This is a genomic window from Coprococcus sp. HCN-4056, from assembly GCF_037892645.1.
Lineage (GTDB): Bacteria > Bacillota > Clostridia > Lachnospirales > Lachnospiraceae > Coprococcus > Coprococcus ammoniilyticus.
The window spans coordinates 151,093-176,541 of the sequence record NZ_JBBKBL010000002.1; the positions used below are offsets into that span (position 1 = coordinate 151,093).

The 25,449-nt window shown below is 41.4% G+C and carries 22 protein-coding genes and 1 tRNA gene; all 23 read left to right on the top strand.

Annotated elements, in window-relative coordinates:
- Positions 1 to 9 precede the first annotated feature (9 nt).
- The 23 genes from WKT03_RS03150 (at position 10) to WKT03_RS03260 (ending at position 25,437) form a co-directional block, all read left to right on the top strand.
- Positions 10 to 873: a metallophosphoesterase gene (locus tag WKT03_RS03150; protein ID WP_021943916.1), complete on the top strand. Its 864-nt coding sequence runs from the start codon at positions 10 to 12 to the stop codon at positions 871 to 873.
- A gap of 12 nt (positions 874 to 885) precedes the next feature.
- Positions 886 to 2,379, top strand: coding sequence for a L,D-transpeptidase family protein (locus WKT03_RS03155; protein ID WP_021943915.1), 1,494 nt, complete (start codon positions 886 to 888; stop codon positions 2,377 to 2,379).
- A gap of 138 nt (positions 2,380 to 2,517) precedes the next feature.
- Positions 2,518 to 2,605, top strand: a tRNA-Ser gene (locus tag WKT03_RS03160).
- Positions 2,606 to 2,730: 125 nt separating this feature from the next.
- On the top strand, positions 2,731 to 3,552 hold the full coding sequence (locus WKT03_RS03165; protein ID WP_445293042.1) for a purine-nucleoside phosphorylase: 822 nt from the start codon (positions 2,731 to 2,733) through the stop codon (positions 3,550 to 3,552).
- 87 nt (positions 3,553 to 3,639) lie between these two features.
- A complete protein-coding gene (gene rnhA / locus WKT03_RS03170) occupies positions 3,640 to 4,125 on the top strand; it encodes a ribonuclease HI (protein WP_008400901.1) in 486 nt (161 codons plus the stop codon).
- Positions 4,118 to 6,541, top strand: a complete 2,424-nt coding sequence (locus WKT03_RS03175; protein WP_021943912.1) for a homocysteine S-methyltransferase family protein — start codon at positions 4,118 to 4,120, stop codon at positions 6,539 to 6,541. Before rnhA ends, WKT03_RS03175 begins: the two co-directional genes overlap by 8 nt.
- Positions 6,542 to 6,643: 102 nt before the next feature.
- Entirely contained in the window at positions 6,644 to 7,132 is a 489-nt protein-coding gene (ilvN, locus tag WKT03_RS03180; RefSeq protein WP_008400899.1) for an acetolactate synthase small subunit, read from the top strand.
- Between the two features lie 91 nt (positions 7,133 to 7,223).
- Positions 7,224 to 8,246 (top strand): ketol-acid reductoisomerase, encoded by a 1,023-nt coding sequence (ilvC, locus tag WKT03_RS03185; RefSeq protein WP_008400897.1) that lies wholly within the window; start codon positions 7,224 to 7,226, stop codon positions 8,244 to 8,246.
- Between the two features lie 137 nt (positions 8,247 to 8,383).
- Entirely contained in the window at positions 8,384 to 8,881 is a 498-nt protein-coding gene (gene greA, locus WKT03_RS03190) for a transcription elongation factor GreA (protein ID WP_117807758.1), read from the top strand.
- Between the two features lie 42 nt (positions 8,882 to 8,923).
- Positions 8,924 to 9,532 (top strand): anti-sigma factor family protein, encoded by a 609-nt coding sequence (locus tag WKT03_RS03195; protein WP_340390903.1) that lies wholly within the window; start codon positions 8,924 to 8,926, stop codon positions 9,530 to 9,532.
- Positions 9,510 to 12,146, top strand: coding sequence for a DNA polymerase I (gene polA, locus WKT03_RS03200; protein WP_340390904.1), 2,637 nt, complete (start codon positions 9,510 to 9,512; stop codon positions 12,144 to 12,146). Before WKT03_RS03195 ends, polA begins: the two co-directional genes overlap by 23 nt.
- Positions 12,133 to 12,816: a dephospho-CoA kinase gene (gene coaE / locus WKT03_RS03205; protein WP_340390905.1), complete on the top strand. Its 684-nt coding sequence runs from the start codon at positions 12,133 to 12,135 to the stop codon at positions 12,814 to 12,816. The genes polA and coaE overlap by 14 nt, the downstream gene beginning before the upstream one ends.
- A gap of 112 nt (positions 12,817 to 12,928) precedes the next feature.
- On the top strand, positions 12,929 to 14,116 hold the full coding sequence (locus WKT03_RS03210) for an acetate/propionate family kinase (protein WP_117807541.1): 1,188 nt from the start codon (positions 12,929 to 12,931) through the stop codon (positions 14,114 to 14,116).
- A 96-nt stretch (positions 14,117 to 14,212) separates the two neighbouring features.
- Complete coding sequence (locus WKT03_RS03215) at positions 14,213 to 14,728, top strand: DUF177 domain-containing protein (RefSeq protein WP_118674576.1); 516 nt, start codon at positions 14,213 to 14,215, stop codon at positions 14,726 to 14,728.
- A gap of 13 nt (positions 14,729 to 14,741) precedes the next feature.
- Positions 14,742 to 14,924, top strand: coding sequence for a 50S ribosomal protein L32 (gene rpmF, locus WKT03_RS03220; protein WP_008400890.1), 183 nt, complete (start codon positions 14,742 to 14,744; stop codon positions 14,922 to 14,924).
- 235 nt (positions 14,925 to 15,159) lie between these two features.
- Complete coding sequence (plsX, locus tag WKT03_RS03225) at positions 15,160 to 16,176, top strand: phosphate acyltransferase PlsX (protein ID WP_021943905.1); 1,017 nt, start codon at positions 15,160 to 15,162, stop codon at positions 16,174 to 16,176.
- A 2-nt stretch (positions 16,177 to 16,178) separates the two neighbouring features.
- Entirely contained in the window at positions 16,179 to 16,871 is a 693-nt protein-coding gene (gene rnc, locus WKT03_RS03230) for a ribonuclease III (RefSeq protein WP_117807543.1), read from the top strand.
- A 3-nt stretch (positions 16,872 to 16,874) separates the two neighbouring features.
- Positions 16,875 to 20,432, top strand: coding sequence for a chromosome segregation protein SMC (gene smc, locus WKT03_RS03235; protein ID WP_340390906.1), 3,558 nt, complete (start codon positions 16,875 to 16,877; stop codon positions 20,430 to 20,432).
- A 13-nt stretch (positions 20,433 to 20,445) separates the two neighbouring features.
- Entirely contained in the window at positions 20,446 to 21,420 is a 975-nt protein-coding gene (gene ftsY / locus WKT03_RS03240) for a signal recognition particle-docking protein FtsY (protein ID WP_021943902.1), read from the top strand.
- Positions 21,421 to 21,528: 108 nt separating this feature from the next.
- Positions 21,529 to 22,758 (top strand): threonine ammonia-lyase, encoded by a 1,230-nt coding sequence (gene ilvA, locus WKT03_RS03245; RefSeq protein ID WP_021943901.1) that lies wholly within the window; start codon positions 21,529 to 21,531, stop codon positions 22,756 to 22,758.
- A complete protein-coding gene (locus WKT03_RS03250) occupies positions 22,758 to 24,158 on the top strand; it encodes an ASKHA domain-containing protein (protein ID WP_340390907.1) in 1,401 nt (466 codons plus the stop codon). The genes ilvA and WKT03_RS03250 overlap by 1 nt, the downstream gene beginning before the upstream one ends.
- Positions 24,159 to 24,244: 86 nt before the next feature.
- Complete coding sequence (locus tag WKT03_RS03255) at positions 24,245 to 25,048, top strand: MBL fold metallo-hydrolase (protein ID WP_021943899.1); 804 nt, start codon at positions 24,245 to 24,247, stop codon at positions 25,046 to 25,048.
- Positions 25,049 to 25,164: 116 nt separating this feature from the next.
- Positions 25,165 to 25,437 (top strand): ACT domain-containing protein, encoded by a 273-nt coding sequence (locus WKT03_RS03260; RefSeq protein WP_008400881.1) that lies wholly within the window; start codon positions 25,165 to 25,167, stop codon positions 25,435 to 25,437.
- Positions 25,438 to 25,449 lie beyond the last annotated feature (12 nt).

The following is a 25,449-nucleotide window of genomic DNA, read 5'->3' on the forward strand; positions in this document are numbered from 1 at the left end:
GAAGAGAAAATGTTATTCGATATTATCAGTATCGTCTGTATATTTGCGATTATCTGTCTGTGCGCAGTTCTGATCGAAAGCAGACGGGAGAATCATATGCTTTCGGTATCTCATTATACAATCACGGATAAAAGGATAAAAAAGTCTGCTACATTTGCGATGATCGCAGATCTTCATAATGCAGAATACGGAGATAAAAATGAGAAGCTCATCAAAGAGATAAAAAAGATTGCTCCTGATGCAGTTTTGATCGCAGGAGATGTTATAGTCGGAAAGAAAGATGTCAGTCCAGGTGTTGCGATAGACCTTCTGCAAAAGCTTGGAAGCGAATTTCCTGTTTATATTTCAAAGGGAAATCATGAGATGCGAACCGGTTTATATACAGAGCAGTATGGAGATATCTGGGAATGCCTGTATGAACAGACAAAGGATTACGCTCATTGGCTCATAAATGAGAAAGCTACTCTGGCATCTGACAACATTCAGATCGTGGGGCTTGACATAGATGCAGCTTATTACAGAAGATTCCGGCTTCAGAAGATGGAGACGGACTATCTGGTGAAGCTTCTTCCAACAAGGCATCAGGATGCATATACGATTCTACTGGCACATAACCCGGATTATTTTCCGGTTTATGCAGAATGGGGAGCAGATCTGGTATTATCCGGTCATGTGCACGGGGGCATGGTCATACTTCCTGTTCTTGGAGGTGTGGTATCACCGATGGTACGGTTGTTTCCAAAATATTATCGGGGTATGTATGAATGTCGTAATAAAAAAATGATCTTAACAGGTGGACTTGGTGGTCATACTTTAAAGTTTCGGGTCAATAATAAACCCGAGATATGCGTGATCCATCTGGAAGGAGAATAACAGGGGAAGATTATGAGTGAGGAAAACAAAGAAGTAGAGCAGACAGAGGTTGCTGCCACGGAAACGGCTGCTGCCATGCCGGCAGATGTCTATATCGATAAAAGTGTCTATGAACAGATCAATAAACGGAAAAAAGGAAAAAAGATCGTTGCTATTATATCAATTTCTGTGGGCGGAGTTATTTTTCTTTGTTATCTTATATTATCGATCTGGTTCAGCTTTCATTTTAATAAGAATACATATATTGACGGACAGAATGTATCTTATCATACAGTGAGATCCGTGAAAAATACGATCGATACATATATGAGGGAATATACGTTGACTGTAAATGGCAGGGAACATGCATCATTTGTGATCTGTCCGGAAGATATCGATATGACGATACAGGCAGTTTCCAATGAGAAAAGCATCAAGAAGAAACAAAATGGATTTTTATGGTTTCTGTATTTGAATGATAATCGGAAAGATTATAAAACCAGTTATGAAGTAACCTATGATAAAGAAAAGCTGTATCAGTTCTTAAAAGATCAGGACTGTATGCAGGAAAAGAATATGGAAAAGCCAAAGGATGCCTATGTAGCAGTTGAAAAGAGCGAGGCGGTTATCATACCAGAGACAGAAGGCAGTTATCTGGATACAGATAAGGTTCAGAAAGTGATAGAAACGGCACTTGAACAAGTGAAAGCTACTACAGACCTTGATAAAGAAGCGTGTTATGAGAATGCAGAGATCACGGCAGACAGTAAGGAGATCGCAGACCGGAAAAAAGCACTGGAAACATATCTTGCGGTTCAGATCAACTACAGCATTGATCGTGTATCATGGACGCTTGATGCATCAACATTTGGAGATTGGTTGTATTATGATGCAGGCAAATGGAAATTCAAGAAGAAATCGGTCCAGGCATATGTCGAGCAGCTTGCAGAGATATATGATACTGTCGGAACAACGAGAACCTTTCAGACCTATACCGGAAGATATGTAGAAGAAACCGGAAGCCGATATGGCTGGAAGATCGATGTAGAAGCTGAGACAAAAGGACTTCGGGAAACTCTTGCAAGTGGCAGATCGCAGGAACGAATCCCTGAATTTTCTCAGACAGGAGCAGCATATACAAAATCGGATGACATTGGATATTCTTATGTAGAAGTAGATCTGACGAATCAGCATGTTTATCTGATTGTAAGTGGAAAACTGGTCACAGATTCCCCTTGCGTTACCGGATGCGTGAAGAACGGTCATGGCACACCGGATGGATTATATTCGGTTACATATAAGGAATCACCATCGGTTCTAAGAGGTGAAGATTACGAGACAAAGGTAAATTTCTGGATGCCGTTTAATCGTGGTATAGGACTCCATGATGCAACCTGGCGTAGTGAATTTGGAGGAGATATTTATTATTCCAGCGGTTCACATGGATGCGTAAATCTTCCATATAAAAAAGCAGCGGTTATTTATGAAAATATATACGCAGGTATGCCTGTGATCTGTTATTATTAAGATGTTCAGCTTATCAGAAAAAAGCAGGTTGATATTGTGAGCACAACTCATTTAATACAGGCGAAATCGTTTTTTACAAACAAAAAATAGTTGTATATTTTGTGTATTAATGGTATTATAGCAAAGTCATAGGAAAAAGGAGATATACCCAAGTGGCTGAAGGGTCCGCTCTCGAAAAGCGGTAGGTCGGGCAACCGGCGCGAGAGTTCAAATCTCTCTATCTCCGTTTTATGAAAATAAGCTGACATTCAGATGGGTGTCAGCTTTTTTACCATATGGATATATGTGGATAATCGGAATTATGTATTTCAGAGACTTGGTACAGGTGAGCTGCGGCATTGGGATAAGGAGATGTTATTTATGTATGATGAGGCTGTTCGTTATATCACTGACAAAATAAAGATGAAGCCGGAGATAGGGATCGTACTTGGAAGCGGACTGGGTGATGCATTTACCGTAGATGATCCGGTGTATGTTTATTATAAAGAGATTCCGGGCTTTCCTGTTTCGACAGTTGCCGGTCATAAGGGACGGTTTATATTTGGTTATTCCTGCGGAAAGCCGATTGTTGTCATGCAGGGCAGAGTTCATTACTATGAGGGATATTCCATGCAGGATGTCGTGAAACCAATCCGGCTGATGGGGCTTCTTGGAATACGGTGGCTGATCCTTACCAATGCGGCAGGAGGAATCAGTGAAGAACTGGTACCGGGAGATATCATGATCATTTCGGATCAGATATCAAGCTTTGTTCCATCTCCATTGATTGGAAGAAATATAGACAAGTTTGGTGTCAGATTTCCGGATATGAGTCATATATATGACGAAGAAAAAATACAGATAAGCAGGAAAATATTTGAGAGAATGGGACTTCATACTGTGGAAGGTACTTATCTTCAGGCATCAGGACCTCAATATGAGACGCCGGCCGAGATACGGATGTTTCATATGCTTGGCGCAGATGCGGTTGGTATGAGTACAGCATGTGAGGCAATCGCGGCCTGCCATATGGGAATCCGGGTATCCGGTTTTTCGGCAATTTCAAATAAAGCGGCAGGACTTGGTGCTGAATTAAAGCATGAGGATATTCTGGATCGCAGTAAGGAGATGTCTGATAAAATGAGCAGACTCCTTACAGAATTGATCGAAAGTTATAGTGATGGCATAGAATAAAATATTCCGATCATTTGATGAAAAGTGATAATCAGTCATTTATAAGCGGATATGGATTAATTAGAATAGATATGAGGTGCGAAAAGAATGGATGTAAAGATATATACAGATGGTGCAGCGAGAGGAAATCCGGACGGACCGGGCGGATATGGTACGGTTATCCAGTTTATAGATGGAAAAGGAACGCTCCATGAACGGGAATTTTCACAGGGCTATAATAAGACTACAAATAACCGCATGGAGCTTATGGCAGCTATTGTTGGTTTAGAAGCATTGATAAAACCCTGTAATGTGGAATTATATTCAGATTCCCAGTATCTTGTAAAGGCATTTAATGAAGGCTGGATATGGGGTTGGATCAAGAAGGGCTGGAAACGTGGCAAGAATGAACCGGTAAAGAACCGGGATCTGTGGGAACGGCTGTTAAAAGCAAAAGAGCCGCATACAGTAACCTTTCACTGGGTAAAGGGACATGCAGGACATCCGATGAATGAACGATGTGATATGCTTGCAACGACAGCGGCAGACGGAGATAACAAAATAGACGACGAAGGTGTGATAACGAATGAATAAACACGAATTTAGACAACTGTTCAATGAGAAAATACTGATCTTAGATGGAGCAACCGGAACAAATCTGATGAATGCAGGCATGCCGCTTGGTGTATGTCCGGAAAAATACATCCTTGAGCATAAGAAAGTTATGCTGGAACTTCAGACGTCGTATCTGAATGCAGGCACAGATATCTTATATGCTCCGACATTTACCTGTAATCGTTTAAAACTTCGTGAATATGGATTGGAAACTGATCTCTATCAGATGAATATGGATCTGGTAGCTCTGTCAAAGCAGGCCGTTGCCGAGTGCGGGCATGGTTATGTCGCAGGTGATCTTACCATGACAGGTGAGATGCTGTATCCGATGGGAAAACTTCAGTTTGAAGAGCTGGTTGATATCTATAAAGAACAGATCAAAGTTCTTGTTGAGGCGGGTTGTGATCTTCTTGTTGTAGAAACAATGATGAGCCTTGCCGAAACCAGAGCTGCTGTGATCGCTGCAAATGAGATCTGTGATCTCCCTATCATGGCGAGCCTTACATTTAACGAGGACGGAAGAACCTTGTATGGAACGGATCCGGTAACCGCGGTCAATGTATTACAGAATCTTGGCGTGGATGCAATAGGTGTAAACTGTTCCACAGGACCGGACAAGATGACAGAGCTTGTGGCTGCCATGAAAGAGGTAGCATTTGTCCCCGTATTTGCGAAGCCGAATGCCGGTATGCCTGAACTTGTGGATGGTAAAAGTGTATATGCCATGACACCGGAAACCTTTGCAGAAGATATGAAGATGATCATAGAAGCAGGAGCCGGTATGGTCGGCGGCTGCTGCGGAACAACTCCTGCCCATATCAAAGCACTTTCCGATATGGCAAAGACAATGGATATTCCTGAGATATCAGACAAGAAAGAACGTTTGCTATCATCAGAACGCATGACAAGACAGATCAACTTAGATGGTTCTTTTATGGTAGTTGGAGAACGAATCAATCCAACCGGTAAGAAGAAACTGCAGGCGGAGCTTCGGGAAGGAGTTCTCGATACTGTTATGACGATGGCAGAAGAACAGATGGAAAAGGGTGCATCAATTCTTGATATCAATGTCGGCATGAATGGTATTGATGAGAAAGAAATGATGGTAAGGGTTGTATATGAGGTGTCACAGGCAGTGAATCTTCCGTTATGTATTGATTCCAGTAACCCTGCTGTTATCGAAGCAGCACTTCGTATCTATCCGGGACGTGCACTTGTGAATTCTGTATCTCTGGAAAAGGTAAAAATGCAGGAGATCCTTCCGTTGGTCAGAAAATATGGTGCGATGTTCATTCTTCTTCCGCTTTCTGATGAGGGACTTCCAAAGGACAGTGATGAAAAAGAAAGCATTATACATACAGTTCTGGATGCTGCTTATAAGATGGGCTTTCAGAAAGAGGATGTTGTGGTCGATGGTCTGGTTGCAACAGTCGGAGCAGAGAAAGCTGCTGCTGTCAACTGTCTGAAAACAATCCGTTATTGTCATGATATGGGGCTTGCTACGATATGCGGACTTTCGAATATCTCATTTGGATTGCCGGAGCGTATGTTTGTAAATGCAGCTTTTCTTACGATGGCGATCCAGAATGGTCTTACGATGGCAATTGCAAATCCGTCACAGACCATGCTTATGAATATGGCATATGCATCGGATATGCTTCTTAACAAAGACGAAGGAGATATCCGGTATATCCAGAATGTAAAACCTCTCGGGATCACAACGGCTGCACCTGTACAGAATGGAGGCAGTCAGGAGGATGAAAAAGAAAGAAGTGTTATCTACACAGATGTTGTAAAAGGAAATAAAAGAAATATTACAGAAGATGTCAAAAAAGAACTGGAACAGGGGATAGATCCGCAGAAGATTATTGATGATGAGCTGATTCCGGCAATTAACCGTGTTGGAAAATTATTTGAACAGAAAAAATACTTTCTGCCACAGTTAATCGCCAGCGCAGAGACGATGGAGCTTGCGATCAATCATATCACACCACTTATCGTACGGGAGGATGATGGAAAGTCAATGCCTGCGATCGTGGTTGCTACCGTAGAGGGAGATATCCATGATATCGGAAAGAATCTGGTTGTCCTGATGCTTCGAAACTATGGATTCCCGGTTATCGATCTTGGAAAAGATGTACCTGCGGATGTGATTGTTGATGCAGCCATAGAAAATGATGCCAAGGTCATCGGACTTTCGGCACTGATGACAACAACTATGATGAAAATGGTGGATGTCGTGGAACTGGTAAAAGCAAAAAATCTGGATATTAAGGTCGTTATCGGCGGAGCTGTTATCACAGAGAGCTTTGCTGAAGAGATTCATGCAGATGGTTATTCAGAGGATGCGGCAGAATGTGTTCAGGTTGTAAAAAGATTGCTTGATATTGAGTAATTCTTCGTTGACAATAATTGACAAGATAACTATAATAAAACAAGGATTTGTGCTGTATTGATTATACAGCCGTTTCATAGGTTTGAAAGGTGGTACTTATTGATGGATAATATAGTTTTGTCACTTCTTGTAGATAACACATCAGGTGTACTGAGCAGAGTTTCAGGTTTATTCAGCCGCAGAGGTTATAATATCGACAGCGTTACGGTAGGTGTTACGGAGAATCCTGCATATTCCAGAATGACTGTAGCAGTAAGCGGAGATAATGCAAGTCTGAGCCAGATCAAGAAACAGTTGAATAAGCTCGAGGATGTCGTAGAGATCGTTGAACTGGAGCCGGGCAAATCAGTATGCAGAGAGCTTGTACTCGTAAAGGTGAGAAGTGATAAGGATACCCGTCAGGATATCATGTCCATTGCAAATATATTCCGAGCAAACATCGTTGATGTTTCAAAAGGTTCCATGATCATTGAGCTAACAGGTGCAACCTCGAAGTGTGAAGCATTTCTCGGACTGTTAGATGGATTTGAGATCATTGAACTGGTTCGTACCGGTCTGACAGGACTGGTGAGAGGTCAGCGTCAGGATTAATCAAGTGCACCTTAGTTAACTATTGATAGATTGATTGCAATTATGCAGTTAATTATTATAAAGAAGTCATTTATATCAGGAGGACAAAATAATGGCAGAAGCAAAAATTTATTATCAGGAAGACTGTAATTTATCATTACTGGACGGACAGACAATCGCTATTATCGGTTATGGTTCACAGGGACATGCACATGCACTTAACTTAAAGGAATCAGGCTGTAACGTAATTATCGGTCTTTATGAAGGAAGCAAGTCTTGGGCAAAGGCTGAAGCACAGGGATTTGAAGTATATACAGCTGCAGAAGCTGCTAAGAAAGCAGACATTATCATGATTCTTATTAATGATGAGTTACAGGCTGATATGTACAAGAACGATATCGAGCCAAACCTTGAAGAAGGCAATATGTTAATGTTTGCTCATGGTTTCAATATCCACTTCGGAACAATTGTTCCACCTAAGAATGTTGATGTAACCATGATCGCTCCTAAGGCACCTGGTCACACAGTACGTTCTGAGTATCAGGCAGGAAAGGGTACACCTTGTCTTGTAGCTGTAGAGCAGGATTACACAGGAAAGGCTCTTGACAGAGCATTAGCTTATGCACTTGGTATCGGCGGAGCTCGTGCTGGCGTTCTTGAGACAACATTCAGAACAGAGACAGAGACAGACCTCTTTGGTGAGCAGGCAGTTCTTTGCGGTGGTGTATGTGCACTTATGCAGGCTGGTTTCGAGACACTTTGCGAAGCCGGTTACGATCCAAGAAATGCATACTTTGAGTGTATTCATGAGATGAAGCTGATCGTAGATCTGATCTACCAGTCAGGCTTCAAGGGAATGAGATATTCTATCTCAAATACTGCTGAGTATGGTGATTATGTAACAGGTCCTAAGATCATTACAGAAGATACAAAGAAGGCTATGAAGAAAGTTCTTTCTGATATTCAGGATGGTACATTTGCTAAGGAATTCTTACTTGATATGTCACCTGCAGGACGTCAGGTTCACTTCAAGGCTATGAGAAAGAAAGCTGCTGAGCATCCATCAGAGATCGTTGGCGAGAGCATCAGAAAGCTGTACAGCTGGAATGGTGAAGACAAGCTCATCAACAACTAATCTGAAGTAAATATATTTTATTTTATATAATAACAGGAGCAGATTTTATGTTTTCGGACGTAAAATCTGCTTTTGTTGTATCCAAAAATGTTTTGTGCTATACTGTTAGCAAAAATGTGAACAGGGTGGTTGGTTTTATGTTTAATCAGTTAACAGAATCTGACATCAAGAAGATGGAAGAAGAAATCGAATATAGAAAAGTAGTAGTTCGAAAAGAAAAGCTGGAAGCTGTAAAGGAAGCAAGAGCACAGGGCGACCTGAGTGAGAATTTCGAGTATTATGCAGCGAAGAAGGATAAGAATGCGAATGAAAAAAGAATCCGTTATCTGGATCGTATGGTAAGAACTGCTGAGATCATAAAAGATGAGTCAGCGGATGATGAAGTAGGTTTGAATAATACTGTTCGTGTTTATTTTGAAGAAGATGATGAAGAAGATACTTATCGTATCGTAACGACAGTCCGCGAAGATGTATTAAATGGTATTATCAGCAATATATCTCCGATGGGGAAAGCATTGCTTGGTCATAAAGTCGGTGACCGTGTAGAGGTTGTTCCGGGAAAGGGCGACCCTTTCCATATTGTGATACGGGAGATTGTTAAGACAACCGATGAATCCCAGGATCATATTCGATAGAAGATAAAAATATACGGACAGGATGAAGAAGGTGACAGTCAGATGACATGTTTGGAAGCACAATCAAAGATCATGGCATTCATAGAGAACAAACTCCCGGACGATGAATTGAAGGAGTTTATTAAGCATGTCAAAAATTGTGAAAACTGTTCGGAAGAATTGGAAATCTACTATACCTTGATCGTTGGTATGAAAGAATTGGACAATGAAGAAAATCTTTCCACGAACTTCAAAAAGGAACTGGATGATAAGCTGGATGAAGAAATGACACGTATGACAGCCGTTAAACGAATTGCAACCTCTACAATCGTTCTGGTTCTGGCTGCAATTGTGATCGGACTTGTATGGGTATATAGTGGAGTTCTGGAAAAAGTATATCATTATGAGCAGAATGCCAAACAGAAATCGCAGACAGAATATTATTATAGTGATACTTTTGGAGAAAAGCTGTTTTTTGACAATAAATATATGATCGAATATCTGGAGAAAATTTTATATAAAAAGGATGATCTTCCCGGAACTAGTGATAAAAACGTACAGTTTATGGATAAAATAAAGAGATATAACCAGACACACAAAAACTATCTGGAAGTCGCCGAAGAAACGGCAGAGAAGGACAATTTGGAAAATGAAGAAAATATTATTAATTGATGGACACAGTATATTAAACCGTGCATTCTATGGTCTGCCGGATCTCACAAACTATGAAGGACTGCATACAAATGCAGTTCTTGGTTTTCTTAATATTATATTTAAGATCATGGACGAGGAAAAGCCGGATCATATGTGTGTAGCATTTGATGTGCATGAACCGACATTCCGTCATCTGAAATACAGCGCATATAAAGGAACCAGAAAGCCGATGCCGGAGGAACTTCGTGAACAAGTTCCGCTTATGAAAGAAGTGCTTACAGCTATGCATGTCACGATTGTGGAAAAAGGCGGTTATGAGGCAGATGATATCATTGGTACGATATCAAGGATGGCAGAACGAAATGGCTATGCAACTGTGATTGTGTCGGGTGACAGAGATCTTCTGCAGCTTGCAACAGATACGATCCTTGTGCGGATCCCAAAAACAAAAGCAAGCGGCACAACGATAGAAAATTATTATGCAAAGGATGTTGTTGAGGCATATGGTGTTACACCGGTTCAGTTTATAGATATGAAGGGGCTTATGGGCGATACCTCTGATAATATTCCCGGAGTTCCGGGAATCGGAGAAAAGACAGCGGCAAAGCTGATGATTGAATACGGAAGCATGGAGAATATTCTGGATCATCTGGATACGGTAAAGCCTCCGCGTGTTCAGAAGAATCTGACCGAGAACATGGATCTTGCAGTTATGTCAAAGGATCTTGCAACGATCAAACTGGACTGCGAGCTGGATGTTTCTCTGGATGAAATGACGATCGAATCATTATTCAATGATGATTCATATAAGATTTTTAAAAGATTAGGCTTTAACAGTCTGTTAAAAAAGTTTGGCACAGTGACAGAGACGGCGGAGATCAATCCGGTTATCACCTTGCTTGAAACAACGGAGCAGATAGATGGTTTTCTTGCCGATAAGATGAAAAATATAGATAAGATCGGTTTATATCCAATCTGGAAGGATGGAACCTTATTCGGGCTGTCTGCTGCCACATCTGATAAAGAGGTCTATATTTTGTCGAATCTGAATGGAATGGAGCATGACAGACTGACAGAGAATATAGTATCAGCCACCAGGAACGGTATGCAGATCGATATTCTGGATTTAAAGGAAGCATTGTCAGTCTTTCCGTTTGATGAGAGTGATACAAAGGTGCATGATATCGGTGTAGCGGCATATCTCTTAAATCCGATGGAGGATGTATATTCCTATGATGCGGTCGCAAGGAATTATCTTGGTGCAACACTGCCGTCTGAAAAAGAACTGGTTGGAAAAGATGAACTGAATCTGTTTTCTTTTGCAAATGAAACTTTTCAGAAATTATTTGCATATAAGGCGTTGATCCCATATCTTGTAGGTGATCTTCTGATGGAACATCTGGAAAAACAGGAGATGTTTACCCTCTATAATGAGATCGAGATGCCAACGGTATATACACTTTATGATATGGAGCACCGGGGAATCAGGGTTGACCGAAAAGCTTTGGATGATTACAGCGTAAAGCTGCAGAGCAGGATCGACGAACTGCATACTGATATCATCGGTTATGCAGGAAAAGAGTTTAATATTAATTCGCCAAAACAGTTAGGTGTTATTTTATTTGAAGATATGGGACTTTCCGGTGGCAAGAAGACCAAGACCGGATACAGCACCAGCGTTGATGTGCTGGAAAAGATAAAGAATGACCATCCAATCATACCTGCGATACTGGAATATCGTCAGCTTACAAAGCTGAATTCCACTTATGCGCAGGGATTGACGGCATATATATCAGAAGATGGCAGGATTCACGGAACCTTTAACCAGACGATCACAGCGACCGGCCGTATCAGTTCGACTGATCCGAACCTCCAGAATATTCCTATGAAACTGGAACTTGGCAGACTGATTCGAAAGGCATTTATTCCGGAGGATGGATATGTATTTGTAGATGCTGATTATTCTCAGATTGAACTTCGTGTACTTGCTCATTTGTCCGGAGATCAGGTTATGCAGAATGCCTTTCTGAATCATGTAGATATCCATGCAACGACAGCTTCTGAGGTGTTCGATGTTCCGATCGATCAGGTAACATCCTTGCAGAGAAGAAATGCAAAGGCAGTTAACTTCGGTATTGTTTATGGGATCAGTGCATTTGGTTTGTCGGAGGATCTTGGAATATCCAGAAAAGAAGCGGCTGATTATATTGAGAAATATTTTGCAACCTATAAGAATATAAAGTCATTCCTTGACCGTCAGGTGGAAGAAGCAAAAGCAGATGGTGTTGTGCGGACGATGTTCGGTCGTATCCGTCCTGTACCGGAGCTTCGGTCTTCAAACTTCATGACCAAAAGCTTTGGTGAACGTGTTGCAATGAATTCGCCGATTCAGGGAACGGCGGCAGATATTATTAAGATTGCTATGTTCCGTGTGAATATGGAACTGAAAAGACGAGGATTGAAATCCCGCCTGATCTTACAGATCCATGATGAACTTCTGGTAGAGACTGCAAAGGATGAGATTGACATTGTAAAAGAGATCATGGAAAAGGAAATGATGGGTGCAGCCGACATGGCAGTACCGCTTGAGATCGGTATCAGTGAAGGAGATAACTGGTATGATGCGAAATAAAGATGAGATGCTGATCCTTGGACTAACAGGAGGCATTGGTTGCGGAAAGACAGCAGTTCTTACGATATTAAAGGAAGAATATGATGCATATATAATAGAAGCAGACCGTCTGGCACATGAGTTGATGGAACCCGGGAAAACGGTTTATCAGGGAATTGTGGATGCATTTGGTATGGAGGTTTTGATGGATACTGATATAGATATATCTGTACCTGCTGAAGGAAATGCAGTGACAGACAACGGTCAATCAACGGTTAACCGCTCGATTGACAGAAAGAAGCTTGGAGATATCGTATTCCACGATAAAGATAAGCTGGCTTTGCTGAACAGTATCTCACATCCGTTAGTGAAAGAAGAAATCCTGCGCCGGATTGAGGAACAGAAGGATGCCGGAAAAAAGCTGTTCGTGATTGAAGCTGCTTTGCTGATTCAGGATGGATATAAGAGTATCTGTGATAAGATGTGCTATGTCTATGCAGACTTGGATGTCCGGATATCCAGACTCTGCGAATATCGTGGCTTTACCAAAGAACGAGCGCAGGCGGTTATCGATTCACAGGAGTCGGAAGCTTTTTATCTGGAAGCCTGCGACTATAAGATTGATAATTCCGGGTCGCTTGAAAATACGAAAAAAGACTTGAAGCACATATTAGATGAATGTAGAATATAATGTGTTGTCTGACACATAAAGATTCAAGCAGATAACTGTATAAATAAATTATGTTATATACGACAGGCGTTGTGCCGGTCAGAACAAAATATATAAAGTGAGGATATTTAATATGAAGGTTTTAGTTATTAACTGTGGCAGTTCATCGTTGAAGTATCAGTTGATCGATTCTGATACAGAAGAACTTCTTGCAAAGGGCTTATGTGAACGTATCGCTGTAGATGGAAGACTTACCCATACAACGACAGGAAAAGAGAAATATACAAAGGATCTTCCTATGCCGGATCATAATGCAGCAGTCAGTTATGTATTAGAAGCATTAACAGATAAAGAGACAGGTGCGATCACTGATCTGTCCGAGATCGATGCGGTAGGCCACAGAATCGTACATGGTGGTGAGAAATTTGCCAAGTCTGTTGTGATTACAGATGAAGTAATTGCTGCGATTGAAGAATGTAACGATCTTGCGCCATTACATAATCCGGCAAACCTGATCGGGATTCGTGCATGCCAGAAGCTGATGCCGGGTGTTCCGAATGTCGGTGTATTTGATACAGCGTTTCATCAGACAATGCCGGATAAAGCATATATCTACGGTATTCCTTATGAATATTATACAGACTATAAGATTAGAAGATATGGCTTCCACGGCACAAGCCACAGCTTTGTATCAAAGAGAACAGCAGAGCTTCTTGGAAAAAATATCGAAGATACAAAGATCATCGTATGTCATCTTGGCAATGGTTCCAGTATTACAGCGGTTAAGGGTGGAAAATCAGTAGATACAACCATGGGTCTGACACCGCTTGCAGGTGTGATCATGGGAACAAGATCCGGTGATATCGATCCTGCCATTATCGAATTCCTTGCAAACAAGACAGGAAAGAATATCGAAGAGATCAATACGATCTTAAATAAAAAGTCCGGTGTTTATGGTCTCTCCGGTGGATTCAGTGATTTCAGAGATCTCGGCAAGGGTATGGAAGAAGGAAATGACAGATGTCGTCTTGCACTTGATGTATTTGCATATGGTGTCAAGAAGTATATCGGTGCATATGCCGCAGCAATGGGTGGAGTAGATGCGATTGCATTTACAGCCGGTATCGGTGAGAATAATCCATATGTCAGAAACCTTGCGATGTCAGATATGGAATACATGGGTATCACGATCGATCAGGAAGCAAACAAGGTTATGGGAGATGAAAAGCTGATCTCCACACCGGATTCCAAGGTAAAGGTATTTGTAGTTCCTACAAATGAGGAGCTTGCGATTGCCAGAGAGACTGTTGCTTTAGTGTAACGAAAAAGAAAATATGGCAAAAAATATGTGATTTTATCGTTGACAAAGAGTATTCAAATATGTATAATAACCAATGTGCGATTTTTAGGAGATATTATGTTAATTGATTTATCAGAGATTTTATCGACAGAAGGACAGGTAAAAGACTACGATATTATATCTGAATTGAAGGAATTTTCTTTCAACGGAAATGTATATGTAGTCGATAATGTAAAGGATTTTCATCTTACCGCCAGAAATGAAGGTAAGAGAAAAGCAAGTCTTAAGGGCGGCTGTGTTGTCACACTTAAGATGCTATGTGACCGTTGTCTGGATGAAATTACAGAGGATTTTGAAGTGGACATAGACGAGATGATCGATATGGCTATCTTTGAAACAGATAAAGTTGATGAGATCGAGGAATTAGATTATCTGGAAGATCACATTATTAATATGGACATGCTTTTACAGAAGGAACTAATGACTTTAGTCCCGATGCAGATATTATGCAAAGATGATTGCAAAGGTCTGTGCAAAGTGTGTGGAGCAAATCTGAATCATGAAACATGTGATTGTGATGATTTTGTTCCGGATCCAAGATTATCAGTTTTTGCAAACATCTTGAAAGGTTGAGGAGGTGTGATTAATGTCAATTTGTCCAAAGAATAAGAGTTCAAAGGCCAGAAGAGATAAGCGTAGAGCTAACTGGAAGATGACTGCTCCTGCATTAGTAAAGTGCAGCAAGTGTGGCGAATTAATGGTTCCACATAGAGTATGTAAGAATTGTGGTTCATACAACAAGAAAGAGATTATCTCAGTAGGTGAGTAATTATAAATAGAGCTTTCCGAGCGATCGGAAGGCTTTATTTTTTTGCACCGATATCCCCTGTTGACTTTAAGAAAGGCAAAATATATAATAGCTTTGTGCATTTATACGGTCAGAGCAGAGTCCTATTCTGACAAACCCTGGGGTTGGTCTGCGTAGGAGTCTGGACTCCGATTCGTATAATAAGAAATATGGAAATGCCGGAATAGTTCCGGTATAGAAAGGAAACAGGAATAAGATGAGCGAAGTAACAAGAGTAGTCGTAGATGCCATGGGTGGAGATTATGCACCGGAGTGGATCATAAGAGGTGCAGTAGAAGCGATCAATGAAGGCGCAAAGGCACAGATAATACTGACCGGTAAAGAAGATGTAATAAAGAAGGAACTTGCAAAATATACTTACGATCAGTCAAAGATCGAGGTTGTAAATGCAACAGAGGAGATCACCTGTCATGAAGCCCCGGTACAGGCTGTCAGAAGCAAGAAGGATTCTTCACTGGTGGTTGGTCTGAATATGGTAAAGAACGGAGAAGCTGATGCGATTATTTCAGCCGGAAGCTCAGGTGCGATCCTTGCAGGTGGACAGTTGGTAGTCGGACGTTCCAAAGGTGTAAAGCGTTCACCGCTTGCTCCATTACTTCCTACATCAAAGGGTTATTCCCTTCTGATCGACTGTGGAGCGAATGTCGATGCCAGACCGGAACATCTGTTACAGTTTGCAAAGATGGGTTCTATCTATATGGAGAATATCGAGCATGTAAAGAATCCAAGAGTTGCGATCGTAAATATCGGTGATGAAGAAGAAAAGGGAAATGCTCTTGTAAAAGAGACATATCCGTTATTAAAAGAATGTAAGGACATTAATTTTGTTGGAAGTATCGAGGCAAGAGAGATTCCAAATGGTGCAGCAGATGTCATTGTCTGTGAAGCATTTGTCGGAAATGTTATCTTAAAGTTGTATGAAGGCCTTGCAAAGATGCTTTTAGGTGAGATCAAGAATACGATCATGTCTTCATTTAAAACCAAGATCGGAGGACTTCTGATCAAGAGTTCATTGAACGGCTTGAAGGAACGTTTTAATGCGAAGAACAAAGGTGGTGCACCGTTGCTTGGCTTAAAGGGCCTTGTTGTAAAGATCCACGGTAATTCTCATAACGAAGAGGTTAAGAGCGCTATTTTCCAGTGTATTAATTTCAAGGAAAATGGTGTAAATGAAAAAATTGCCGAGAATATTGGAAAAGAAGTGGCGAAGTAATTATGAACACAGAACGATTTCATAATATAGAAGATATCATTGGGTATACCTTTCATGATCTGGAACTGCTTGTAACAGCGTTAACACATAAGTCCTATGCAAATGAGCGGAAGATCAATAAAGTAGAATCCTATGAACGGTCGGAATTCCTTGGGGATGCAATCCTGGAATTCGTTGTAAGTGAATATCTTTATAAAAATTATCCGGATTACCCGGAAGGAAAATTAACAAAGCTCCGAGCAAGTCTGGTATGTGAATTTACCTTGTCTCAGATATCCAAGGAACTAAAGTTTGGACATTATGTTCTGTTAAGCAGGGGAGAAGATCTGACCGGAGGGAGAAATCGGAACTCGATCATGTGTGATCTGTTTGAGGCAGTTCTCGGTGCGATCTATCTGGATGGCGGCTTAGATGAGGCAAAGAAATTTGTCCACCGGTTTTTACTTGATGATGTTGAGACACATTCACTGTTTTATGATGCCAAGTCAACCTTGCAGGAGCTTGCGCAGAAAGAAGAAAAAACCCTTACTTATGCCTTGTTAGAGGAGAAGGGGCCGGATCATAATAAATCTTATATATCCGAGGTGTGCATTAACGGGGAGCATGTTGCAACAGGTGAAGGAGCATCCAGAAAGGCTTCGGAGCAGACGGCAGCATATAATGCACTGTTACAAATAAAGAAAAAGCAGGGTTAATATATGTATTTAAAAAGTATTGAAGTAAACGGCTTCAAATCATTTGCAAATAAAATCGTATTCAAATTCAATCATGGAATAACCTGTATCGTTGGACCGAATGGTTCGGGGAAGAGTAACGTAGCGGATGCTGTCCGCTGGGTACTTGGTGAACAGAGTGCAAAGAGTCTCCGAGGCTCTAAGATGGAGGATGTAATCTTCTCCGGTACACAGCTTCGTAAGCCACAGGGTTCTGCTTATGTAGCGATCACGTTAGATAACAGTGATCATCATCTGCCGATTGATTATAATGAAGTAACGGTTGCCAGACGTGTGTATCGTTCGGGAGAAAGTGAATATCTTATTAATGGTACAGTCAGTCGTTTAAAGGATGTAAATTCGCTGTTCTTTGATACCGGTATCGGTAAAGAGGGATATTCCATTATCGGACAGGGTCAGATTGAGAAGATCTTAAATGGTAAACCGGAGGAACGACGGGAACTGTTCGATGAAGCGGCAGGAATTGTAAAATTTAAAAAGAACAAAGCGGCAGCCGAGAAATCATTAGAGGCAGAGCGTGACAATCTAAGTCGTGTCAATGATATTTTATATGAGTTGGAAAAGCAGGTCGGTCCATTACAGAAGCAGTCAGAAACAGCGAGAAAATATCTGTTATTTAAGGACGAACTGAAGAAACTGGATATCAATGCTTTTTTCCTTGAAATGGAGCATTTAAAAGAGATTCTTGATAAAGATACAGAGAATCGGGAAATCTTAAATAATGATCTCACGCAGAATAAAGAAGAACTGGAGCATACAAAGGAAGAATATGAGCGTATCGAGCAGGCGTTAGAGGAGATCAATCAGGCAATCGATGCATCCAAGAATCAGGTGCATGAGCTCCGGTTAAAAAATGAACGTCTGGAAGGTGAGATCAACGTTATCAACCAGCAGATCTTGAACTCCCGACAGAATGATAAGAATATACAGGAACAGATCGACAGGATCAACCGTCAGCGGGAAACTGATCGGAAAGAGATGGAGAATTATCAAGGACAAAAGGATGCCCTTGGAGATCAGGTTTCAACCATTTCCGGTTCTCTGGATACTGCAAAAGGAGAAAGCAGCCGCTTGGATGCCTATATCCATGAATGCCAGGATAAGATCGAAGAATGTAAATCCGACATCATCGAATATATCCATGAGAGTGGAAATCTTCAGGCGAAGGTCGGAAGATATGATGCGATGCTTGAGAACATCAACTTCCGTAAGACCCAGTTAAATCAGAGATATCTGCAATTTAAAAGTGATGATAATAACGACCGGAAGGAACATGATGAGTTACAGGCAAAGCTATCTGTATTGGATCAGAATGTATCCGGCATTATCAAGGAACTCGAAACTGCAGAAAAGGATCTGGAAGAAAATCAGAGCAGAAATAAAGTCAATCGTGAGCGGATACATAATACAAACGAAGAATTATCAGCGACCAGATCCAAGATGGAAGCACTCCGGAATATTACAGAACGCTATGATGGCTATGGCAACAGCATCCGTCGTGTTATGGAGCAGAAAAAGAACAATCCGGGCATTATTGGAGTTGTTGCTGATATAATCGATGTAGATAAGAAGTATGAGGTTGCTGTCGAGACTGCACTCGGCGGAAGCATTCAGAATATTGTTACGGAGGATGACAGCACGGCAAAGAAGATCATTCAGTTCTTAAAACAGAACAAATATGGTCGTGCAACTTTTCTTCCGTTAAATACGATCACAGACCGTGGACAGGTTCGAAATGAAGTTCTGTCAGAACAGGGTGTGATCGGTATCGCTTCTTCTCTGGTAAAGGCAGATGCAAAATTTGATCGACTCGTTAAGAATCTGCTTGGCAGGATCGTGGTTGTAGATAACATCGACCATGCACTTGCAGTTGCGAGAAAATACAATCAGTCTCTGAGACTGGTTACGATCGAAGGTGAACTGATCAATCCGGGCGGATCAATGACAGGTGGTGCTTTCCGTAATTCCAGTAATCTTCTTGGACGAAAGAGAGAATTGGATGAGATCAGGAAAAAGATCGATGAGTTAAATCTGATCGCAAAGGATGCAGCCGGACTGGATGAAGAATTAAAAACGTCAAGAGATGCACTCCGCGCGCAGATTGAGAGCTTAAACACAAGACTTCAGCAGGCATATCTTGAGAAGAATACGTTGTCTTTAAATATGGAGCAGGTAGCATCCAAGCTTGCAGAGTCTGAGAAAGCATTTGCATCGATCCAGAAAGAAATCAATGAGTTGAACAGTCAGATAGCGGAGATCAATACAAATAAAGATCAGCTTGCTGATAATAATAAGAAGCATGAAGCTGCCAAGGTTCAGTGTGAAGAAATGATCAAGGAACTGGAAGCCAAGGCTATCGAAGCACAGAGCAAGCTTGCAGCGGCAAATACGAAGGTATCTGAATTACTGATCGAATATAACTCAGTAAAACAGAAGGATGACTTTATTCAGGAGAATATAAGACGTATCCGTCTGGATGATGAGAAATTACAGGAAGAACTGGCATCCTATATAACACAGGTACAGGCGACAGGCACAGATATCACGAAGTTAGAAGAACAGGCAGAGGCGATCCGTAAGACGATCGAGAAAGATTCCGATGAAGTATCTGATCAGGAAGAACAGCTTGCAGCATATCATAAAGAACGGGATGATATGACAGCCAGTCATAAAGAATTCTTTGCGATCCGGGAAGAATTATCCGAGAAGATCGCAGGTCTGGAAAAGGCAGTATTCAAGCTTGATTCAGCGATTGAGAAGAATACGGAGAAGTCGGATGAGCTGTCAAATTATATGTGGGCAGAATATGAATTGACATTAAATATGGCGGCAGAGTTCCGGGATGAGGAATTAAACGATCTTTCATCCTTAAAGAAAGAGATCACCGCAGTAAAAGCAAAGATCAAATCACTTGGTGATGTCAATGTCAATGCGATCGAGGACTATAAAGAAGTATCAGAACGATATGAGTTTTTAAAGGGACAGCATGATGATATCGTTCTTGCAGAGAAGAATCTGTTAGATGTGATCGAGAAATTGAATGTATCCATGCAGGAACAGTTCAATACGAAGTTCAAAGAGATCCAGGTTATGTTCGACAAGGTCTTTAAAGAGCTGTTCGGTGGTGGACGAGGTGCACTGGAACTGGTCGATGATACCAATCTTTTAGAGACCGGTATCCGTATCATTGCACAGCCGCCGGGAAAGAAATTACAGAACATGATGCAGCTTTCCGGTGGTGAAAAGTCACTGACAGCGATTGCACTGTTATTTGCGATCCAGAGTCTGAAACCATCACCATTCTGTTTGCTGGACGAGATCGAAGCAGCACTGGATGATTCAAATGTAAGACGATTTGCACAGTATCTGAACCGATTGACAAAGGACACACAGTTTATTGTCATTTCACATAGAAAGGGAACCATGGAAGCAGCCGATATCCTGTATGGTATTACGATGCAGGAAAAGGGTGTATCCACTCTGGTATCCGTAAATCTGATCGAGAACGATCTGGACAAATAAGGAGGTATAAGCTATGGCTGAGGAAAAGAAGGGATTTTTCAAACGATTAAAAGAAGGACTCAGTAAGACAAGAAATAGTATCGTAGACAGTTTTTCTTCCGTGTTCGGAGCATCCCATATTGATGATGATTTTTATGAAGAACTGGAAGAGACATTCATCATGGCTGATATGGGATATGAGACAACGGAAAAGGTGATCGAGAACCTGAAAGAACGTGTCAAGGAGGCCAGGATCAAAGAACCTGCGGCATGCAAGGAACTGATCATCAATATCATAAGAGATCAGATGATGGTGGATGAAAGTGCATATGATTTTGAAAAGAAAAAATCAGTTATACTTGTGATCGGTGTAAATGGTGTCGGTAAGACAACTACGATCGGTAAGCTGGCAGCCCAGTATAAGAAGAGCGGTAAAAAGGTTCTGATCGCAGCCGCTGATACATTCCGTGCAGCCGCAATCGATCAGTTAAAGACCTGGGCGGATCGTGCAGGTGTAGAGATGATCTCTCATAATGAGGGCGCAGATCCTGCGGCAGTTGTATACGATGCGGTATCTGCTGCAAAGGCAAGAAATACCGATATTTTATTGATCGATACAGCCGGAAGACTTCATAATAAAAAGAACCTGATGGATGAGCTGGCTAAGATGCGCCGCATCATTTCCAGAGATTATCCGGATGCAAATGTAGAATCCCTGATCGTGTTAGATGGAACGACCGGACAGAATGCATTAGAGCAGGCAAGACAGTTCAGCAATGTAACGGAGATTGATGGTATCGTGATCACAAAGCTAGACGGTACAGCCAAGGGTGGTATCGCGATTGCAATTCAGGCAGAATTGAATGTTCCGGTTAAATTTATCGGAATCGGTGAGAAGATTGACGACTTACAGCGTTTTGATCCGTCCGCATATGTGGAAGCACTGTTCTCAGGCTTTGACGAAGACCGAAGCGAGCTTGACATTCTTATGGATGAAGCTGATCTATAATTATGAAAATCGTGCAGTTTATTCTAGTAACTGTTTGAAAATAAAAAAGTAATGACAATGGTGGATAATAACTGTCTGAATATGAAATACAGAAAAAGGAGACTGACAATGGCAGAAGAACTTACATTAGAAAAATTTGAAGAGGCATATAATATAATTAAAAAAGTTGTTTTACCAACAAAGCTGGTAGAGAGCGAATATTACAGCAACCTGACAGGGAATAAAGTATTTTTTAAACCGGAAAATATGCAGCTTACCGGAGCGTATAAGATCCGTGGAGCATATTATAAGATCAGTACACTGACAGACGAAGAAAGACAGAAAGGTCTGATCACTGCATCAGCCGGAAATCATGCACAGGGTGTTGCATATGCAGCAAAAGCATATGGGGTAAAAGCAACGATCGTTATGCCATCGTCAACTCCTCTGATCAAAGTAAACCGCACCAAATCATATGGTGCAGAGGTTATCTTATATGGAGATGTATACGACGAATCCTGCGCATATGCATTAGAGCTTGCAGAAGATAAGGGTTATACCTTTATTCATCCATTCGATGATCTGGATGTTGCAACCGGACAGGGCTCTGTCGCAATGGAAATCATCAAGGAGCTTCCGTTTGTAGATTATATTCTTGTTCCGATCGGTGGTGGCGGACTGGCTACCGGTGTATCTACACTGGCCAAGATGATGAATCCGAATATCAAAGTGATCGGTGTAGAACCCGCAGGCGCAAATTGTATGCAGGTTTCTTTGAAGAATAAGAAAGTAACGACACTTCCAATGGTAGACACGATCGCAGATGGTACAGCAGTTAAGACTCCGGGATCAAAGATCTTCCCATACATTCAGAAGAATCTGGACGGTATCATCACAGTAGAAGACAATGAACTGATCGTCTGCTTCCTTGATATGCTGGAAAATCATAAGATGCTGGTTGAAAATTCCGGTCTGCTTACTGTTGCAGCCTTAAAGCATCTGAATGTGAAGGGACAGAAGGTTGTCAGCATCTTAAGTGGCGGTAATATGGATATGATCACATTTGCATCCTTAGTACAGCACGGACTGATTGCCAGAAGCCGTATCTTCACAGTTTCAACCTTGCTTCCGGATAAGCCGGGCGCATTGATGAATATTTCCAAGATTATTGCAGATTTACAGGGAAATATCATCAAACTGGAGCATAACCAGTTTGTATCGATCAACCGTAATTCGGCAGTTGAACTTGTGATCACACTGGAAGCATTTGGTCCGGAACATAAGCAGCTGATCATTAATACGCTCGCAGAACATGGTTACAGACCAAAGGAAAAAATGACAACAGGAATTTATAATTAATGATAAATGTAACTGTAAACGGAACAGAACAGATCAAATGTAATAAAGGAGATAATCTGTATCAGGTACTGAATGCGGCAGGATATGTCTTTGCAGGAAACTGCGGCATGAAAGGACGCTGTAACCGGTGTCTGGTATGGAATCAGGATACTGGCAGTTTTGTAAAAAGCTGCCAGTACATTGTAGATAGGGATATCTCGATACGGCTGGAGGAAGAACAGCTTACCGGTATTACAGGGCATAAGATGAATCTGCCAACCGAACAGAGAAAGAAGCCTGTTACTTCCGCATATGGCATTGCCATTGACATCGGTACGACTACGATCGGTATGGAGCTTGTGGATCTGAATGAGAAAGCAGTTAAATGCTCATTCAGTACGCTTAACTCACAGATCGCGACAGGTGCTGATGTTGTAGCGAGGATTCAAGCGGCAGATACAAAGGAAGGTCTGGAGCATCTGCGGTTACTTTTGTTTTCGGATATTCAAAAGGGTGTTGACCATATGCTTATAAATACGCCGGAAGCTGTAGATCATATCCGCAGATATGTTCTGGCAGGAAATGCAACGATGCTTTCGATCGCAGAAGGGCTTACGACAGAGAATCTGTTTGGATATCCGTTTACACTTAAGAATTCGGATATCCGGGTGATAGAACAGAATGACTTTATCGCTTCTCCATCTTTTGAGAATGCGGCTTCGGATGTTATCTGTCTGCCGAATATTGCGGCATTTTCCGGCGCAGATATTGCAGCAGGCGCAGTTGCCGCAGAGATTGATCGGGATTTCTCATATCGTATGCTGATCGATCTTGGAACAAACGGGGAGATCATTCTCTGTAATAAGGAATACGGAGTGGCGACCTCTGCTGCCTGTGGTTCAGCGTTTGAAGGATGTTTTCGTACAGCAAATGTATTCGGTTCGAATATATTTGACATGCTGGCATTATTGTTAAAACGGGGACAGATGGATTCGGAAGGAGTGCTTGCGGAACCGTATTTTGAATCCGGTATCTCGATGGGAAGCAACATGAAGATTGACATGGAGACGATTCGGGCATTTCAGCTTGGAAAATCAGCAATTCTTTCAGGAATCATGATGCTTGTAAGAGAGATCGGTATTGAGCTTTCCGATATTGCTGAAGTCTGTATTGCAGGAGGCTTTGGATTCCATCTAAATCTGACAAATGCAGTAACACTGGGACTATTCCCGCAGAGCTTTCAGGGGAAAATGAAGGTTCTTGGCAATACTTCACTTGAGGGCGCATATTTGTCCTTGATTGAACCGGGTTTTATTGATACAATAAACAGGTTTAAAGAGAAAATCCGGTATGTGGATCTGAGTAATCGTTCGGATTTTAATACAATATATATCGAGCATCTGCCGTTTCGGATATATTAGACCGGAATAAGTATGAAAGATAGAGTAAGCTGATATTCTGGAAGCTTTTTCATACATTTTGGAGATGCAGAGTTGAGGCGTAGAATATGGAATTACTGAGTATTGCCAGTGGTAGCAGTGGAAATTGCTATTATGTAGGCAATGAAGAGACACATCTGCTTGTAGATGCAGGCGTAAGTGGTAAGAAAATTGAAACAGCGTTAAATGAGATCGACCGAAAACCTTCTGATTTGAATGGAATTCTTGTAACACATGAGCATATTGATCATGTGAAAGGGCTTGGTGTTATGGCGAGAAAGCATGGCATACCGATCTATACAACAGGGGGAACAATCTCTGAGATTAAGAAAATGTCATCCGTTGGAACGATTGATGACAGCTTGTTCCATGAGATCGAACCGGATGAACCATTCTTTATCAACGATCTGTCGATCGATGCATCAGCGATTTGGCACGATGCCGCTGATCCGGTATGTTACAGTATCAGTGACGGAAAAAGTAAGTTTTCCATTGCAACGGATATGGGGAATTTTGATGACTATGTTGTAAATAAATTAAAGAATTCCGATATCATGGTGATCGAAGCAAATCATGATATACGGATGCTTCAGGCGGGACCATATCCATATTATCTGAAGCAACGTATTCTGGGAAACCGTGGACATTTGTCCAACGAGCGTTCCGGGCAGTTAATAAAAGCATTGTTAAACAGTCATATCAAAGCAATCCTGCTTGGACACCTGAGTAAGGAAAATAATTTTGAAGAGCTTGCATATGAAACGGTAAAGCTTGAGCTTTCAGATAATGAATATGCATCGGATGTCCGGGAATTTGGACTTGAGGTAGCGAGACGCGACCAGCCGGGAGCTTTGCTCACAGTCGGGAATTAATGATGATGAACCGTTCATCAGTTATAAAAATACTATTTGAAGAAGATTCTTTTGCATATCAAAAGAATTTATTATAAAACCAAAAAAATGGTGATATATAGGAGGATACATACATCATGAAAAAAAGAATTATTACAGTAGTTGGTAAAGACAGCATCGGAATCACAGCAAAGGTCTGTGTATACCTTGCAGAGAACAGTGTCAATATCCTTGATATTGCACAGACAATTGTAGGCGGGTACTTCAATATGATGATGGTCGTTGATATACAGGAATCTTCAAAGTCAACAGAAATTATCGCAAATGAACTGAAAGAGATCGGCGATGAGATTGGTGTACAGATTAAGGTACAGCATGAGAAAATCTTTGAAACCATGCACAGAATCTAAGATTTAGAATAG

Bases quoted from the DNA above. Each gene is read 5' to 3' on its own strand.
- WKT03_RS03150 (WP_021943916.1), top strand. From the start codon at position 10: ATGTTATTCGATATTATCAGTATCGTCTGTATATTTGCGATTATCTGT.
- WKT03_RS03155 (WP_021943915.1), top strand. From the start codon at position 886: ATGAGTGAGGAAAACAAAGAAGTAGAGCAGACAGAGGTTGCTGCCACG.
- WKT03_RS03165 (WP_445293042.1), top strand. From the start codon at position 2,731: ATGTTATTTATGTATGATGAGGCTGTTCGTTATATCACTGACAAAATA.
- rnhA (WP_008400901.1), top strand. From the start codon at position 3,640: ATGGATGTAAAGATATATACAGATGGTGCAGCGAGAGGAAATCCGGAC.
- WKT03_RS03175 (WP_021943912.1), top strand. From the start codon at position 4,118: ATGAATAAACACGAATTTAGACAACTGTTCAATGAGAAAATACTGATC.
- ilvN (WP_008400899.1), top strand. From the start codon at position 6,644: ATGGATAATATAGTTTTGTCACTTCTTGTAGATAACACATCAGGTGTA.
- ilvC (WP_008400897.1), top strand. From the start codon at position 7,224: ATGGCAGAAGCAAAAATTTATTATCAGGAAGACTGTAATTTATCATTA.
- greA (WP_117807758.1), top strand. From the start codon at position 8,384: ATGTTTAATCAGTTAACAGAATCTGACATCAAGAAGATGGAAGAAGAA.
- WKT03_RS03195 (WP_340390903.1), top strand. From the start codon at position 8,924: ATGACATGTTTGGAAGCACAATCAAAGATCATGGCATTCATAGAGAAC.
- polA (WP_340390904.1), top strand. From the start codon at position 9,510: ATGAAGAAAATATTATTAATTGATGGACACAGTATATTAAACCGTGCA.
- coaE (WP_340390905.1), top strand. From the start codon at position 12,133: ATGATGCGAAATAAAGATGAGATGCTGATCCTTGGACTAACAGGAGGC.
- WKT03_RS03210 (WP_117807541.1), top strand. From the start codon at position 12,929: ATGAAGGTTTTAGTTATTAACTGTGGCAGTTCATCGTTGAAGTATCAG.
- WKT03_RS03215 (WP_118674576.1), top strand. From the start codon at position 14,213: ATGTTAATTGATTTATCAGAGATTTTATCGACAGAAGGACAGGTAAAA.
- rpmF (WP_008400890.1), top strand. From the start codon at position 14,742: ATGTCAATTTGTCCAAAGAATAAGAGTTCAAAGGCCAGAAGAGATAAG.
- plsX (WP_021943905.1), top strand. From the start codon at position 15,160: ATGAGCGAAGTAACAAGAGTAGTCGTAGATGCCATGGGTGGAGATTAT.
- rnc (WP_117807543.1), top strand. From the start codon at position 16,179: ATGAACACAGAACGATTTCATAATATAGAAGATATCATTGGGTATACC.
- smc (WP_340390906.1), top strand. From the start codon at position 16,875: ATGTATTTAAAAAGTATTGAAGTAAACGGCTTCAAATCATTTGCAAAT.
- ftsY (WP_021943902.1), top strand. From the start codon at position 20,446: ATGGCTGAGGAAAAGAAGGGATTTTTCAAACGATTAAAAGAAGGACTC.
- ilvA (WP_021943901.1), top strand. From the start codon at position 21,529: ATGGCAGAAGAACTTACATTAGAAAAATTTGAAGAGGCATATAATATA.
- WKT03_RS03250 (WP_340390907.1), top strand. From the start codon at position 22,758: ATGATAAATGTAACTGTAAACGGAACAGAACAGATCAAATGTAATAAA.
- WKT03_RS03255 (WP_021943899.1), top strand. From the start codon at position 24,245: ATGGAATTACTGAGTATTGCCAGTGGTAGCAGTGGAAATTGCTATTAT.
- WKT03_RS03260 (WP_008400881.1), top strand. From the start codon at position 25,165: ATGAAAAAAAGAATTATTACAGTAGTTGGTAAAGACAGCATCGGAATC.